The following is a 14,972-nucleotide window of genomic DNA, read 5'->3' on the forward strand; positions in this document are numbered from 1 at the left end:
GTCGCCGACAGCCGGCGGCCAGGCCATGGCTCGCAGAAGCCAGCAGCACAGGAGCCCCAGCATGCAGCGCTCGATCGCCACCGTCTCCCTGAGCGGTACCCTGCCCGAGAAACTCGAAGCCATCGCCGCCGCCGGCTTCGACGGCGTGGAGATCTTCGAAAACGACCTCCTGTACTACGACGGCAGCCCCCGCGACGTGCGCCAGATGTGCGCCGACCTGGGGCTTGCGATCACCCTGTTCCAGCCCTTCCGCGACTTCGAGGGCTGCCGCCGCGACCGCCTGGGGCGCAACCTGGAGCGCGCCGAGCGCAAGTTCGACCTGATGCAGGAACTGGGCACCGACCTGGTGCTGGTGTGCAGCAACACCGCCGCCGATTCCCTGGGCGAGCGCGACATCCTCGTCGACGACCTCCGCGAGCTGGCCGAGCGCGCCGGCAAGCGCGGCCTGCGCATCGGCTACGAGGCCCTGGCCTGGGGCCGCCACGTCAACACCTGGCAGCAGGTCTGGGACCTGGTGAAGGCCGCCGACCACCCGGCCCTGGGCGTACTGCTGGACAGCTTCCACACCCTGTCGATCAAGGGCGACCCCCGCGGCATCGCCGACATCCCCGGCGAGAAGATCTTCTTCGTGCAGATGGCCGACGCGCCGATACTGGCCATGGACGTGCTGGAGTGGAGCCGGCACTTCCGCTGCTTCCCCGGCCAGGGCGAGTTCGACCTGGCGGGCTTCCTCGCGCCCATCCTGCGCAGCGGCTACAAGGGCCCGCTGTCGCTGGAGATCTTCAACGACGGCTTCCGCGCCGCGCCGACCCGCTCCAACGCCGCCGACGGCCTGCGCTCGCTGCTCTACCTGGAGGAGAAGACGCGCCGCCTGCTGGAGCAGGACGCCGCGCCCGCCGGCGACCCCGGCATCCTCTTCGCGCCGCCGCCGGCCAGCCGCTACGACGGCATCGAGTTCCTCGAGTTCGCCGTGGACGAGAACCTCGGCGCGCGCCTGGGCGGCTGGCTGGAGAAACTCGGCTTCGCCCGCGCCGGCGAGCACCGCTCCAAGGCGGTGAGCCTGCTGCGCCAGGGCGACATCAACATAGTGCTCAACGCCGAGCCGTACTCCTTCGCCCACAACTTCTTCGAGGCCCACGGCCCCTCGCTGTGCGCCACCGCGCTGCGGGTGCGCGACGGCAACCGCGCCCTGGAGCGCGCCCAGGCCTTCAGGGGCCAGCCATTCCGCGGCCTGGTCGGCCCCAACGAGCGCGAAGTCCCCGCGGTGCGCGCCCCCGACGGCAGCCTGATCTACCTGGTGGAGCAGGGCGAGCCGGGGCAGACCATCTACGACAGCGACTTCCGCCTCGACGCCCAGGCGCAGGCCAGCGGCAACCTGCAGCGCATCGACCACATGGCCATGGCGCTGCCGGCCGACAGCCTGGACAGTTGGGTGCTGTTCTACAAGGCGTTGTTCGACTTCGAGGCCGACGACGAGGTGGTCCTGCCCGACCCCTACGGCCTGGTGAAGAGCCGCGCCCTCCGCAGCCGCTGCGGCAGCCTGCGCCTGCCGCTGAACATCTCGGAGAACCGCAACACCGCCATTTCCTACGCGCTGTCCAGCTACCGCGGCTCGGGCGTGCACCACATCGCCTTCGCCTGCGAGGACATCTTCGCCGAGGTCACCCGCGCCAAGGAGGCCGGGGTGCCGCTGCTGGACATCCCGCTGAACTACTATGACGACCTGGCGGCGCGCTTCGACTTCGACGACGAGTTCCTCAGCGAGCTGGCCTACTTCAACGTGCTCTACGACCGCGATGCCCAGGGCGGCGAGCTGTTCCACGTGTACACCGAGCCGTTCGAGGGACGTTTCTTCTTCGAGATCCTCCAGCGCAGGAATGGCTACGTCGGCTACGGCGCGGCCAACGTCGCAGTGCGCCTGGCCGCCATGGCCCAGGCGCGCAGCGGCGCGGCGCGCAAGCCCAAGCTCTGAGGGGCAGCGGCGGGGGCAGGCGCGCGGTGCCTTCCCCCGCCGCGCGCCACGGCCCATAATCGGCGGATTCCAAAGGGCAGTGAGCCAACCATGCCGAATCTCGCCGAACCCCTGGACTGCGTCACGGAAGTGCGCGGCAAGGGGCGCAAGAACAATCCCGAAAAGACCCGCGAGGGCATCCTCCAGGCGGCCATCGCCGAGTTCGTCCAGCAGGGCCTGTCCGGCGCCCGGGTGGACGCCATCGCCGAGCGCACGCACACCTCCAAGCGCATGATCTACTACTACTTCGGCAGCAAGGAGCAGCTCTACGTCGAAGTCCTGGAGAAGCTCTACGGCGACATCCGCAACACCGAGGACAAGCTGCACCTGGCGGAGCTCGCGCCACTGGAGGCGATCCGCCGCACCGTGGAGTTCGCCTTCGACCACCACGACCGCAACGTCGACTTCGTGCGCATCGTCAGCATCGAGAACATCCACCACGGCGAGTACGTGAAGAAGTCCTCGGCGATCCGCTCGATGAGCAACAACATGCTGCTGTCGCTGGCCGAGATCCTCCGCCACGGCGCCGAACAGGGGCTGTTCCGCGACGGCATCGACCCGCTGGACCTGCACCTGTTCATCAGCTCCTTCTGCTTCTACCGCATCTCCAACCGGCACACCTTCGGCGAAATCTTCCAGATCGACCTGACCGACGAGCAGGTCAAGCAACGCCACAAGCAGATGATCTGCGAGGCGGTGCTGCGCTACATCCAGCGCTGAGCCCGGCCAGCTCCAGGCCGGCGAGGTAGCCGAAGGTCATGCCCGGCCCCAGGGTGATGCCGCCGCTGGGGTAGTGGCCGGCCATCACGCTGGCCATGTCGTTGCCCACCGCGTACAGCCCCCCGATGGCCGCGCCGCTGCCGTCCAGCACCCGCGCGCGGGCATCGGTGCGCAGCCCGGCGAAGGTGCCGAGGCTGCCGGGCAACAGCTTCACCGCATAGAAGGGGCCTTTCCCCAGGGGCCGCAGCGAAGGGTTGGGCCGCTGCCGCGCCTCGCCCTGGGCCTTGTTGTAGGCCGAGCGGCCGCGCTGGAAGTCCGCGTCCTCGCCGAGGGTGGCGTGTTCGTTGAAGCGCTTCACCGTCGCCTGCAACTGCGCGGCGTCGATGCCGCAGCGCGCCGCCAGCTGCGCCAGGCTGCGGGCCTTCACCAGGTAGCCGCGGCGCTCGTAGGGCAGGTCCGGAAAGGGGAAGGGCTTCACCCAGCCGATGCCGTAGCGCCGCCGTGCCCGGGCGTCGGCGATCAGCCAGGCCTCGTGGGGCTCGCCCGCCGGCGTGGCGGCGAACAGGGCGTTCATGAAGTCGTGGTAGCAGTCGGCCTCGTTGGCGAAGCGCCGGCCGTCGCGGCGCACGCAGAGAAAGCCGGGCTTGGCCCGTTCGACCAGGTGCGGGAAGTGGCCGACGCTGCCGTCGCGGCGCGGCACCAGCGACACCGGCACCCAGGCGCCGGCGTGTGCCAGGTCGGTGGCCACCCGGGCGCCGATGGCTTCGCCCAGGCGCAGGCCGTCGCCGCTGTTCTGCGGCGGCGCGGCGGAGCGGTGCTGCCAGCCGTCCGGGGCGTGGGGCATCAGCTGGGCGATGCGCGCGCGGTCGTGGGGGAAGCCGCCGCAGGCCAGGACCACGCCACGGCGGGCGCGGATTTCCAGGGTGTCGCTGCGGGCGCCGGTGACCTGGCCGCCTTCGTGGAGCAGTTCGCGGATCGGTGTTTGCGTCAGCAGTTGCACCTTCAGGTCCAGCGCGCTGCGCAGCAGGCGGGCCACCAGGGCGTTGCCGTTGACCAGTTGCGTGCCGCGCCCGTGGCGCAGGCGCCCGTACCAATGCCGGGCGATGCGCTTGAGCACGTAGAGCGCGGCCCTGGGCGAGCGGGTGGCGTCGAGGAAGTTGGCCAGGTCGGCGCCGCCGGCGATGCCCATGCCGGCCAGGCTGACGACGTCCAGCGGCTCGCGCAGGTGGCGCAGCCAGGGGCCGAGTTCGCGGCCGTCGTAGGGCAGGGCGCACAGCGAGCGGCCGCCGGCGGCGGCGCCTTCGCCGTCGCGCATGTCCGGCATGCGGGTGCCGGAGAAGAACTGCACGGCGGTATGGCGCTGGAAGAAGTCGACCATTTCCGGGCCGTGGCGCAGGAAGGCGGCCTGGCGCTCGTCCAGCTGCTCGGCATGGACCTGGGCCTTCAGGTAACGCTCCGGCGCATCCTCCGGCTCGATGCGGCCTTCGGCGATGGCCAGCGGGTTGCGCGGGATCCACAGCCAGCCGCCGGACCAGGCGCTGGTTCCGCCGAGTTGCGCTGCTTTTTCCGCGACGACCACGCGCAGGCCGTGGTGTGCGGCAGTGACCGCGGCGGCCAGGCCGGCGGCGCCAGAGCCGACCACCAGCAGGTCGCAGTCGAGGGGTTGCAAGGTGGGCATGGGGTTTCTCTTGTCGTCATGGGGCGCGCGGACGGCTCCGCGCGCTGGGGCCATCACTGCAGCGGGGAGAAGCCGGTGGGCTTCATCAGCCGCGATTCCAGCTTGAGCACCGCGCCCAGTTCCCTGTTGCGCTTGCCGAACTCGGCCCAGCGCGGGTCGGCGGCCATGCTGGCGCGGCGCTGCATGCGCTCGTCCAGGCTCTCGTAGGCCCACAGGTGCACCACCTGGCTGCATTCGCCGAACTCGGTGGTGAAGAAGCCCACCAGCTTGCCCAGGTGCTCGGTCTGCACCGCGTAGGCGTGGCTGTGGTAGAGGGCCAGCCAGTCGGCCAGTTTCAGCGGGTCGATGCTGTAGGTGCGCAGTTCGTAGTACATCGTCAGTGCTCCAGGGTTGCTTGTTTCGAGGCCGGCGTGGCGAGGCGCGCGGCGATATGCCTGGCGGCCAGCCAGGCGAAGGTCAGGCCGGGGCCGAGGGTGATGCCGGGGCCGGGGTAGGTGCCGTCCATCAGCGAGTTCATGTCGTTGCCGGCGGCGTAGAGGCCGGGGATGGGCCGGCCGGCCGCGTCGAGCACCCGCGCCTGGCCGTCGGTGACCAGCCCGCGGGCCGAGCCGAGGTCGCCGGTGTGGAGGCGGATGGCGTAGTAGGGCGCCTTTTCCAGCGGCGCCAGGCAGGGGTTGGGGCGGTGGTCCGGGTCACCCATGTAGCGGTTGTAGCTGTTGCCGCCCTTGGCGAAGTCCGGGTCGACGCCGTTGCGCGCGTTGGCGTTGAAGCGCTCCAGGGTCTGGCGCAGGCCGCCGACGTCCACGCCGATGGCGCGGGCCAGGGCTTCCTGGGTCTCGGCGCGGTGCAGGTAGCCGGCCTCGATCAGCGCGCTGTTGTCGACCGGTTTCGGCCGCGCCAGTCCCAGGCCGTAGCGGTTCATGGCGGTGGCGTCGCAGACCAGCCAGCACTCGGTGTTGCCCGTGGCGAACATGCTCTGCACGAAGTGGTGGTAGGAGTTGGATTCGTTGACGAAGCGCTCGCCCGCCCGGTTCACCGCGATGACGCCCGGCTTGGCGCGGTCGGTGACCAGGTGCGGGAAGCGCTCGCGGCTGCCGTCGGCGTGGCGCAGTTCGGAGACCGGCGCCCAGAAGAAGTTCGCCGCCAACCCTTCGCCGGCCGCCGCGCCCACGCCTTCGCCCAGGCGCAGGGCGGCGCCGTCGTTGCATTCCGGCGACATGCTCAGGTGCCCGGTGTTGCTGGCCGGGCGGAAGCGTTCGGCCAGCTTGCCGGCGGCGAAACCGCCCATGGCGCAGACCACCCCGCCATGCACGCGGATGCGCTCGATGCGGCCTTCGTGCAGCACCTGCGCGCCCACCACGGCACCGTTCTCGACGAGCAGTTGCTGCGCCTCGCTGTTCAGCCACAGCTCCACGCCCTTGTCGAAAGCCGTGGTGGCCAGGCGCGCGATCAGCGCATTGCCGGTGGTCAGGCGCGTGCCGCGGTGGTGCCCGAGGCGGTCGATGCCGTAGCGGACCAGCAGCCTGAGGCAGTGCCAGAGCGACTTCGGCGAGCGGCGGAAGCTGAGGAAGTGCTGGATGTCGACGCGGTTGACCATCATGCCGCCGAACAGCAGCATGCCCGGCGGCGGCATGCGCAGGTCGCGGAAGCGCTCGCCCAGGCGGCGGCCGTCGTACTCGACCATCTCCAGCGCGCGGCCGAACTCGGTGCCGCCTTCCTCGTCGGGGTAGTAGTCCGGCGAATGCGGGCGCAGGGCGTAGCGCAGCTCGGTGTTGGCCTCCAGCCAGCGCAGCGCCGCGTGGCCGTTGCCGATGAAGCTGTCCACCAGCTCGGGCTTGTAGCCCCGGCCGATGGTGCGCTGCAGGTAGGTGCGCATGGCTTGCTCGGAATCCTTCGCTCCGGCCGCGCGGGCCTGGTCGGTGCCGTAGATCCACACCGCGCCGCCGGAGATGGCCGAGGTGCCGCCGAAGTTCTCGGCCTTCTCCAGCATCAGCACGCGCAGGCCCTGGCAGGCGGCGGTGGCCGCGGCGGCGAAACCGGCGGCGCCGCTGCCCAGCACCAGCACATCGCACTCGTGGCTCCAGGCCGGGGCGTTGAGGCTGGTCATGGCTGGATCTCCAGCGGGGTGACGCCCATGAAGGCGCCCAGGTTGCCCAGTTGCGCGAAGGCCATCTCGGCGCCGGTCTGGATGCGGCAGCCGGCCTCGCGGGCGCGCTCCAGCAGCGGGGTGATCTCGGGCTTGGTGACCACGTCGGCCACCAGGGTGTGGGCCTGCAGACCGTCGAGCAGCATGCCCGGCAGCGGCAGCTCGCCGGTGCCGCCCATGCCCACGGGGGAGGCGTTGACCAGCAGGTCGAGGCTGGCGATGTCATCGCCGCCGGCGCCGATGCGCACGTCCGGGAAGAGGGCGCCCAGGCGTTCGGCCAGCGCGTCGGCGCGGACCTGGTCGAGGTCGCGCAGCCGCAGCTCGCCGATGCCGGCTTCGCACAGCGCATAGGCGATGGCGCTGCCGACGCCGCCGGCGCCGACCACCAGCGCGCGTTTGCCGGCGGGTTGCAGGCCATGGCGTCGGGCGGCGTTGAGGAAGCCGGCGCCGTCGACGTTGTCGCCCAGCAGGCGGCCGTCGCGCTCGCGGCGGATCACGTTGACCGAGCCCAGCGCCTCGGCGCGGGCGCTCAGGCCGTCCAGGCGCGGCGCCAGGGCCTGCTTGTAGGGCACGGTGACCACGCAGCCGCGCAGGTTGTGCCAGCCACGCAGGGTGGCGACGAAGGCATCCAGGACATCGGCGCCCAGGTCGATGGCGATCATCGCGAGGTCCTGGCCGTTGTGGGCGAACCAGGTGTTGAAATTCTCCGGCGACTTCACCTGAGCGATGGGCGTACCGACGATGGCGACCAGTTCGGTCGAACCACGAATCATGCTGACCTCCAGGGTTCTTGGCGTTGTTCTGCTGGCCAGGGTGCGGCGGCGGGCTCTTGCGCTCAATGCGATTGACGGCGCTTTAGTGCGTTATTCGCAGTGGCAATGCGATAATCGCAATATTCGGCCGAATTACCTGGAGCCCACACCTTGGAAACCCCCGGCGTCCACCCCCGCGACCTGATCGCCGGCCTGCAGAAGGGCCTGGCGCTGATGCAGCTGTTCAGCGCCGAGCGCCCGCGCCTGAGCGTGCCCGAGGCGGCGCGCCTGTCGGGCCTCACGCCCAGTGCCGCGCGGCGCTTCCTGCTGACCCTGGTGCACGAGGGCTTCGCCGAGACCGACAGCCGCCACTACTGGCTGACGCCCAAGGCCCTGCGCATCGGCCAGGCCTACGTGGACTCGGCGCAGCTGCCGCGCATGCTGCGGCCGATCGTCGAGCAGGTGGCGCGGCAGACCCAGGAGCACGTCTCGGTGGGCACCCGCGACGGCGACGAGATCGTCCACGTGGTGCGCAGCCGCTACAGTCACATCGCCTCGCTGTCGATCCGCCCCGGCTCGCGGGTGCCCATGTACTGCACCGCCAGCGGCCGCCTGTGGCTGGCGGCGCTGGATGAGCAGGCGCTGGATGCCTACTTCGAGCGCAACCCGCCACGGGCGCTGACGCCCTATACGCTGACGGACCTGGCGGCATTGAAGGCTGAGATAGCCAAGGTCGCCCAGCAGGGCTACTGCCTGGTGGACCAGGAATACGAGATCGGCATGCGCGTGATCGGCGTGCCGCTGCCGGACCGCAGCGGGCGCCTGCGCGCCAGCCTGGCGATCACCACCCACGCCTCGCGCCTGGGCCTGGACGAGATGCGCCTGCGCTACCTGCCGGCGCTGTACGAGGCCCAGGCGCTGCTGCGCCCGGTGCTGGACTGAGCGGGCGCTGATCGCCCCAAAGGCCTGGCGCAGACGCGCTGACGCGGCATAATCGGCGGCTCCGCTTGCCGACGAGTTCCACGATGACTCTCGAATTCCTCCTGGTGGCGATCCCCGCCGTGCTGCTCACCGGCGTCTCCAAGGGCGGCTTCGGCGGCGCCCTGGGCGGCATCGCCGTGCCGCTGATGGCCCTGGCCATGCCGCCGACCCAGGCCGCCGCGCTGATGCTGCCGATCCTCTGCATGGCCGACGTCACCGGCCTGCGCCGCTTCTACGGCAAGTGGGACGTGCGCAACCTGAAGATCATGCTGCCCGGCGCGCTGCTGGGCGTGGCGGTGGGCGCGCTGAGCTTCGGCCTGCTCAGCGAGCGCTTCATCGCCCTGCTGATCGGCGGCATCGCCATCGCCTTCGTGCTGCTCAACGCCCTGGTGGCCCGCGCCGCGGCCCAGCCGAAGCCGGCAGCGTTGGGGAAGGGCGTGGTGCTCTCGGGCATCGCCGGCTTCACCAGCTTCGTCGCCCACGCCGGCGGCCCGCCGGTGATGATGTACCTGCTGCCGCAGCAACTGGAGAAGGTGCGCTACATCGCCACGGTGAACTGCTTCTTCCTGCTGACCAACGCCATCAAGCTGGTGCCCTACGCGCTGCTCGGCCAGTTCACCTGGCACAACCTGGGCACCAGCCTGCTGCTGGCACCCATCGTGGTGCTGGGCGTGTGGCTGGGCATCTGGCTGCAGGACAAGGTCAACCACCTGTGGTTCTACCGCATCGCGCGGCTGGGGCTGCTGGCGACTGGGGTGCAGCTGCTATGGGAGAACTGGCGGGGGTAGGGGGCGTTTTTCGTAGGAGCGAGCTTGCTCGCGAACAATGGCGTCAGGTTTGACTCCGGAGCTGGGGTGGAGTCCGCAACCCTCTCCCCAGCCCTCTCCCTGAAGGGAGAGGGGGCTAGTCCGTGCCGAGATAAGTGATGGTTTCAGCCTGATATCGCCGAGATTGCCGGCTAACACCATGACATCCAACTCTGCCCAACGGTCCCCTCTCCCTTCAGGGCGGGGCGCGCAGCCGAGGGTTAGGGAGAGGGCACTCTTCAACGCAAACACCATGGACCCAAGGAGCGTAGGGCGAATAACGCTCCGCGTTATCCGCCGCCTGACCACGGTCGAGCGCCCGCTGGCTGTAGAACAGGGCTCCGCTAGGTGTAGCGGCGTATAACCGCGAACGGTTATACGCCCTACGCTCAATCCAGGCTGCGGAAGTGGGCCTGCATGCGCTGCGCATCGGCCGGGCGGCCGCTGAAGAGTTCGAAGGCCTTCACCGCCTGGAACACCGCCATGGTGCCGCCGTCGAGGGTGCGGCAGCCGAGGCTGCGGGCGTGGCGCAGCAGTTCGGTTTCCAGCGGGAAGTAGATGATCTCCGCCACCCACAGCTCGGCGCGCAGCAGTTCCACCGGCAGCGGCGTGCCGGGCAGCTTGGCCATGCCCACCGGGGTGGTGTTGACCAGGCCGTCGGCCACCGCCATGGCGGCCGGCAGGTCTTCGCAGACCAGGGCACGGCCGTTGCCGAAGTGGGTGTTGAGGTTGTCCACCAGGGCCTGGGCGCGGCTCGCGTCCACCTCGAAGATGCTCAGCTGCTCGACGCCTTCGCTGAGCAGCGCGTGGGCCACCGCCGCGCCGGCGCCGCCGGCGCCCAGTTGCACCACGCGGTTGCGCTTCACGTCCGCCAGGCCACGCCGGAAACCTTCGGCGAAGCCCAGGCAGTCGGTGTTGTGGCCGATGCGCTTGCCGTCCTTCAGCACCACGGTGTTCACCGCGCCGATGCCGCGCGCTTCCTCGGACAGCTCGTCCAGCAGCGGGATGATCGCCTGCTTGCACGGGAAGGTGATGTTCAGCCCGGTGAAGCCCAGGCGCTGGGCGCCGTCGAGCACTTCGGGCAGGGCGTCCAGGTTCAGCTTCAACTGGTCCAGGTCGATCAGCCGGTACAGGTAGCGCAGGCCCTGGGCGTCGCCTTCGCGCTCGTGCAGGGCGGGGGTGCGCGAGGCCTGGATGCCGGCGCCGATCAGGCCGGCGAGGATGGAGGCTTTCTGGCTCATGGCGTCAACCCCGCAGCAGGTGGGCGAAGTGGTCGAGGGCCAGGCGATAGCCGTTGCTGCCGAAGCCGGCCAGCACGCCCACGGCGATGCCCGAGACGAAGGAGTGGTGGCGGAATTCCTCGCGCTTGTGCACGTTGGACAGGTGCACCTCGATCACCGGCAGCTCCACGGCGGCGAGGGCGTCGCGGATGGCCACCGAGGTGTGCGTCCAGGCCGCCGGGTTGATGACGATGCCGGCGCAACGGCCGCGGGCCTCGTGGATCCAGTCGATCAGATGGCCCTCGTGGTTGGTCTGCTTGAAGTCCACCTGCAGGCCCAGTTCGTCGGCGCGGGCGTGGCACAGCGCCTCGACGTCGGCCAGCGTCTCGTAGCCGTAGGTGGCCGGTTCGCGGGTGCCGAGCAGGTTCAGGTTGGGGCCGTTGAGGATCAGGATCGGGAGGGGCATGCGGGTGTCTCTTGTAGGTCTTGTCGCCGCTGGAGTGCGGTCATCAGAAAATGTACTAAACAGTTACTTTCGTCAATCGCCCCCCGCGACGCCTGTCAAAAGCCCTGTAAGCCGGGCGCAGCAAGGCCCGGCGCGGCTTCTGGACCGGGCCGGGCGACTGCTGGGGTGGGCGGAAGTGTGCGATCAGCGAACGGTCAGTCCCATTGCGGGGCAAATTCCGGGCTGACCAGACGGACGTTCTTCGGCAGGGCGGCGATCTGCGCGCGGTCGGCGTCGTCCAGGCGCAGGTCGAGGGCGGCGAGGTTGGAACGCTGGTTGGCCAGGCTGGCGGCCTTGGGAATGGCGGCCACGCCGTCCTGCTCCAGCAGCCAGGCCAGGGCCACCTGGCTGGGCAGCACGCCGTGGCGCCGGGCGATGGCCTGGATCGCCGGCTCTTCCAGCATGCGCCCGCGGCCCAGCGGGGTGTAGGCGGTGAGGGCCATGTCGTGGGCGCGGGCGTAGTCCAGCAGTGGCTGCTGGTCGAGCATCAGGTGGTACTCCACCTGGATGGCCGCCAGCGGCGCGCCCAGGGTTTCCACGGTCTCGCGCAGCAGCGCCAGGGGGAAGTTGGCCACGCCGATGGCGCGCGCCTTGCCGCTGTCGCGGGCGGCCACCAGGGCCTCGACGCTGCGCTTGAGGTCGTTGCCGGCCAGGCTGCCGTTGCGGCCCGGCCAGTGGATCATGAACAGGTCCAGGTAGTCGCTGCGCAGCGCGCGCAGGCTGTCGTCCAGGGACTGGGCGAGGTCGGCCGGAGCCAGGCGGTCCCACCAGACCTTGCTGGTGACGTGGACGTCCTCGCGGGGCACGGCGCTGTCGGCCAGTGCCTGGCCGACAGCATCCTCGTTGTTGTAGCCGGCTGCCGTGTCGATGTGCCGGTAGCCCAGCTCCAGGGCCTGGTGCACGGCGGCGGTGCACTCGGCGCCGGTCATCGGCCAGGTGCCCAGGCCGAGCCTGGGCATGTTCAGGCCGTGGCGGTTGCGGATGCGTGCTTGCATGGGGTGGCTCCTGCTTGGGGTTCGTAGTCGTGGGCGCCGGCGGCATGGCGGCCGGCGACGTAGCCGAAGGTCAACGCCGGGCCGAGGTTGATGCCGCCGGAGGGGTAGTGGCCGCCGAACACGCTGGCCATGTCGGTGCCGGCGGCGTACAGGCCGGGGATGGGCTCGCCGTCGGCGCCGAGCACGCGGGCCTGGCCGTCGGTCTTCAGCCCGGCGAAGGTGCCGAAGCAGCCGGGTTGCACTTTGACCGCGTAGAAGGGGCCGTGCTCGATGGGGGCGACGCACGGGTTGGGGCCGGGGTTGGCCGCATCGCCCTGCTTGCGGTTGAAGGCCGTGCTGCCGCGGCCGAAGACCGGGTCCTCGCCGTTGCGGGCGTGGCGGTTGTACTCGGCGACGGTGGCGGCCAGGCCTTGCGGGTCGATGCCGCAGACCCGCGCCAGTTGCTCGATGGTCGCGCCGCGCCTGAGGTAGCCGCTGCGCAGGTGCGCGCCGATGGGTAGCGGCGCCGGGCGCACGTAGCCCAGGCCGTAGCGGCGCAGGAAGCGGTGGTCGCAGACCAGCCAGGAGCAGGCCTCCTGGTCTTCCGGCAGGGCGGCGATCATCGCGCTGACGTAGTCGTAGTAGCCGTGGGCCTCGTTGACGAAGCGCCTGCCGTTGGCCAGCACGCCGATGATGCCAGGCTTGCCGCGCTCGATGATGTGCGGGAAGTGGCCGACGCTGCCGTCGCGGTGCGCCACCTTCGACACCGGGGCCCAGGCCACCGGCGAGCGCAGGTTCGTCTCGACGCTGCCGCCGGCGGTTTCGCCCAGGCGCAGGCCGTCGCCGGAGCAGGCGCCGGGCGGCAGGGCGAGGTTGTCGTGGCCGCTGGCGTCGCGGGGGAACAGCTGGCGGCGGCGCTCGGCGTCGTTGGGGAAGCCGCCGGCCGCCAGCACCACCGCCTTGGCGCGGATTTCCAGTTCGCCGCGCGGCGTCTGCACCACCGCGCCGCGCACGGCGCCATCCTCCAGCAGCAGGCGCTTGGCCGGGCAGGACTCCATCATGCGCACGCCCAGGTCCTCGGCCGACCTGGCCAGGCGCGCCACCAGGGCCACGCCGTTGACCAGGTGCATGGCGCGGCCGTAGCGGGCCAGGTGGTAGAAGTGGGTGAGCACGCGCCTGGCCACGTGGACGAAGGCGCGGGGCGAGCGGGTCATGTTGAGGAAGGCAGCCAGGTCGGCGCCGGCCATGATCGGCATGCCGAGGAAGGACGTTTCGCGCATTGTCCTGCGCAGGCGCGGCAGCAGGTCGCCGACCTCGCGGGCGTCGTAGGGCGCGGCTATCACCTGGTGCCCGCCGGTGGCGGCGCCGGGGGTGTCGCCATGCATGTCGGGGATGCCGTTGCCGTCGGCGAACTGCAGGCGGGTGTGCTGCTCGAAGAAGGCCACCATGTGCGGCGCGGCTTCGAGGAAGGCGTCCACCCGCGCGGCGTCGTAGTGCTCGCCCAGCTCGTTGCGCAGGTAGGTGCGCGGCTGCTCGATGTCCTCGACGATGCCGGCGCGGCGCGCCAGCGGGTTGCGCGGCACCCAGGCCCAGCCGCCGGACCAGGCGGTGGCGCCGCCGAACACCGCTTCCTTCTCCACCAGGATGACCTTCTGGCCATGCCAGGCGGCAGTGACCGCGGCGGCCAGGCCGGCGGCGCCGGAGCCGACCACCAGGAGGTCGCAGTCGGTGGGTGGGAGGTTCGGGGCAGGGGACATGGGTGGTACTCCACGGGAATTATTTTTGGAACCTGGTTCCATAATCTGATTTGGTGTGGAGTGAAGGCAAGCTGCCGGGCGCAACTACTGGTCGATAATCGGCCGGGGGGCGAAACGATACCCATCATTCATCGGGGCGCGGGGCTGATTATTTCCATGCAAGGCATGGTGGTGGGCTGGGCCTCGCCCCTCTCCCTAACCCTCGGCTGCGCGCCCCGCCCAGAAGGGAGAGGGAACCGTTGGGCAGGGTTGGGTGTTCTGGAGTCAGCCGGAAACGGCGGCGTCACCAACTGACACCAAACTGCGCCGTGGCACGGACAAGCCCCCTCTCCCTTCAGGGAGAGGGCTGGGGAGAGGGTTACGGACTTCGGCTCCACTCCGGAGCAAGGCTTGGCACCGCTGTTCGCGAGCAAGCTCGCTCCTACAGATGTTCCCTGAGTTCTCTGAAAGCTCGGGCGAAAGCCTAAGCCACTTCGGATTGTTGTCCCTGAGTTGCTCTCGCTAGGGTTCGTCCCTCACGGCGGTTGCCGTGCCGTCGTTACGGCCGTCGGGTTGGAGGCGCCTTCCCCTCGGAGATACGTAGAAAAGTATGCCCGTTACGGGTATGGTTTGGAGGCCGGGATGACGCGCATCCTCAAGCGGAAGGACTTCGCGCGGTGGCAAGCGAACGAGAAGTTACCTGATGCCGCCTTGTGCAGGGCAGTCGAGGAGATGCAAAGCGGTCTGATCGACGCGGATCTGGATGGCCATCTCTACAAGAAACGAGTGGCGCGGCCCGGCGGTGGCAAGAGTGGCGGTTACCGCACCCTGGTGGCGGCTCGAGTCGGTGACTGTTACGTATTCCTGCATGGGTTCTCCAAGAGCGACAAGGCGAATATCACGCAGGACGAGAAGAAGGCGCTGCAATTCGCCGGCAAGGTGTTCCTGGAACTGTCCGAGGATGCCTTGGCGAAGGCGTTGCAGGCTGGCGTGCTATTGGAGGTACATTGTGAGCAAGCTCATTGAATCCCTGCGTGACGACCTGGCTGTGCTCCATGAAGCGGGAGCGATCGGCAAGGTGACGATGCGCGAGTTCGACACGATCTGCCCGCCGCCGGTACGGGAGTTCAGTGCTGCCGACATCAAACGCCTTCGCGAAGGGCTGAAATTCAGCCAGCCGGTGTTCGCGCTCCACCTGCACACCACTGCTTCGACCGTGCGCAAGTGGGAGCAAGGCGAAACCCATCCAACGGGGCCTGCGCTCAAACTGCTCAATGTCATTGCCGACAAGGGTTTGCAGGCGATTCTCTGATAAAGGCATTTGGGCGTCCCCGGTCGAGCGGCGTTACCAGCTAACATCAGACTTCTCCGCTGCACGGACAAGCCCCCTCTCCCCGAAGGGAGAGGGCCGTTGGGCGTCCGCGGGGGAGGGTGTCGTGACCC

At 69.7% G+C, this 14,972-nt stretch carries 14 protein-coding genes; 6 read left to right on the plus strand and 8 right to left on the minus strand.

The annotated features are described in order from the left end of the window. Positions 1–61: 61 nt before the first annotated feature. Together quiC and VV867_RS05245 are read left to right on the plus strand one after the other, a co-directional pair. Positions 62–1,972 (plus strand): 3-dehydroshikimate dehydratase QuiC, encoded by a 1,911-nt coding sequence (quiC, locus tag VV867_RS05240; RefSeq protein ID WP_328565790.1) that lies wholly within the window; start codon positions 62–64, stop codon positions 1,970–1,972. Positions 1,973–2,062: 90 nt separating this feature from the next. Further along, positions 2,063–2,731, plus strand: coding sequence for a TetR family transcriptional regulator (locus VV867_RS05245; protein ID WP_328565791.1), 669 nt, complete (start codon positions 2,063–2,065; stop codon positions 2,729–2,731). Here VV867_RS05245 and VV867_RS05250 read toward each other — a convergent pair. The 4 genes from VV867_RS05250 to VV867_RS05265 form a co-directional block, all read right to left on the minus strand. After that, positions 2,673–4,400, minus strand: coding sequence for an FAD-dependent oxidoreductase (locus VV867_RS05250; RefSeq protein ID WP_328565843.1), 1,728 nt, complete (start codon positions 4,398–4,400; stop codon positions 2,673–2,675). The two genes, VV867_RS05245 and VV867_RS05250, sit on opposite strands and share 59 nt — an antisense overlap. Before the next feature lie 62 nt (positions 4,401–4,462). Further along, positions 4,463–4,783: an NIPSNAP family protein gene (locus VV867_RS05255; RefSeq protein ID WP_328565792.1), complete on the minus strand. Its 321-nt coding sequence runs from the start codon at positions 4,781–4,783 to the stop codon at positions 4,463–4,465. Positions 4,784–4,785: 2 nt separating this feature from the next. Then, on the minus strand, positions 4,786–6,516 hold the full coding sequence (locus tag VV867_RS05260; protein ID WP_328565793.1) for an FAD-dependent oxidoreductase: 1,731 nt from the start codon (positions 6,514–6,516) through the stop codon (positions 4,786–4,788). Continuing rightward, positions 6,513–7,328 (minus strand): shikimate dehydrogenase family protein, encoded by an 816-nt coding sequence (locus tag VV867_RS05265; RefSeq protein WP_328565794.1) that lies wholly within the window; start codon positions 7,326–7,328, stop codon positions 6,513–6,515. Before VV867_RS05265 ends, VV867_RS05260 begins: the two co-directional genes overlap by 4 nt. A 150-nt stretch (positions 7,329–7,478) precedes the next feature. On the opposite strand from VV867_RS05265, the gene VV867_RS05270 reads away from it, so the two are divergent. Both VV867_RS05270 and VV867_RS05275 read left to right on the plus strand, forming a co-directional pair. Beyond that, entirely contained in the window at positions 7,479–8,249 is a 771-nt protein-coding gene (locus VV867_RS05270) for an IclR family transcriptional regulator domain-containing protein (protein ID WP_328565795.1), read from the plus strand. A gap of 83 nt (positions 8,250–8,332) precedes the next feature. Next, complete coding sequence (locus tag VV867_RS05275; protein WP_328565796.1) at positions 8,333–9,076, plus strand: sulfite exporter TauE/SafE family protein; 744 nt, start codon at positions 8,333–8,335, stop codon at positions 9,074–9,076. A 407-nt stretch (positions 9,077–9,483) separates the two neighbouring features. Here VV867_RS05275 and VV867_RS05280 read toward each other — a convergent pair whose 3' ends face one another. The 4 genes from VV867_RS05280 to VV867_RS05295 all read right to left on the minus strand — a co-directional run bounded on the left by VV867_RS05280 (position 9,484) and on the right by VV867_RS05295 (position 13,550). Next, positions 9,484–10,335 carry a shikimate dehydrogenase gene (locus VV867_RS05280; RefSeq protein WP_328565797.1) on the minus strand — a complete coding sequence of 284 codons (852 nt, stop codon included), beginning with the start codon at positions 10,333–10,335 and terminating at the stop codon, positions 9,484–9,486. 4 nt (positions 10,336–10,339) lie between these two features. Continuing rightward, entirely contained in the window at positions 10,340–10,780 is a 441-nt protein-coding gene (aroQ, locus tag VV867_RS05285) for a type II 3-dehydroquinate dehydratase (protein ID WP_328565798.1), read from the minus strand. A 194-nt stretch (positions 10,781–10,974) separates the two neighbouring features. After that, positions 10,975–11,814, minus strand: coding sequence for an aldo/keto reductase (locus VV867_RS05290; protein WP_328565799.1), 840 nt, complete (start codon positions 11,812–11,814; stop codon positions 10,975–10,977). Next, a complete protein-coding gene (locus tag VV867_RS05295; RefSeq protein WP_328565800.1) occupies positions 11,781–13,550 on the minus strand; it encodes an FAD-dependent oxidoreductase in 1,770 nt (589 codons plus the stop codon). The genes VV867_RS05290 and VV867_RS05295 overlap by 34 nt, the downstream gene beginning before the upstream one ends. Positions 13,551–14,171: 621 nt before the next feature. On the opposite strand from VV867_RS05295, the gene VV867_RS05300 reads away from it, so the two are divergent. Further along, positions 14,172–14,555, plus strand: coding sequence for a type II toxin-antitoxin system RelE/ParE family toxin (locus VV867_RS05300; RefSeq protein WP_328565801.1), 384 nt, complete (start codon positions 14,172–14,174; stop codon positions 14,553–14,555). Next, on the plus strand, positions 14,539–14,841 hold the full coding sequence (locus VV867_RS05305; RefSeq protein WP_328565802.1) for a helix-turn-helix domain-containing protein: 303 nt from the start codon (positions 14,539–14,541) through the stop codon (positions 14,839–14,841). Before VV867_RS05300 ends, VV867_RS05305 begins: the two co-directional genes overlap by 17 nt. The last annotated feature ends 131 nt before the right edge of the window (positions 14,842–14,972 follow it).

Source organism: Pseudomonas sp. JH-2, from assembly GCF_036231725.1.
In the GTDB taxonomy this organism is placed as follows: Bacteria; Pseudomonadota; Gammaproteobacteria; order Pseudomonadales; family Pseudomonadaceae; genus Pseudomonas; species Pseudomonas delhiensis.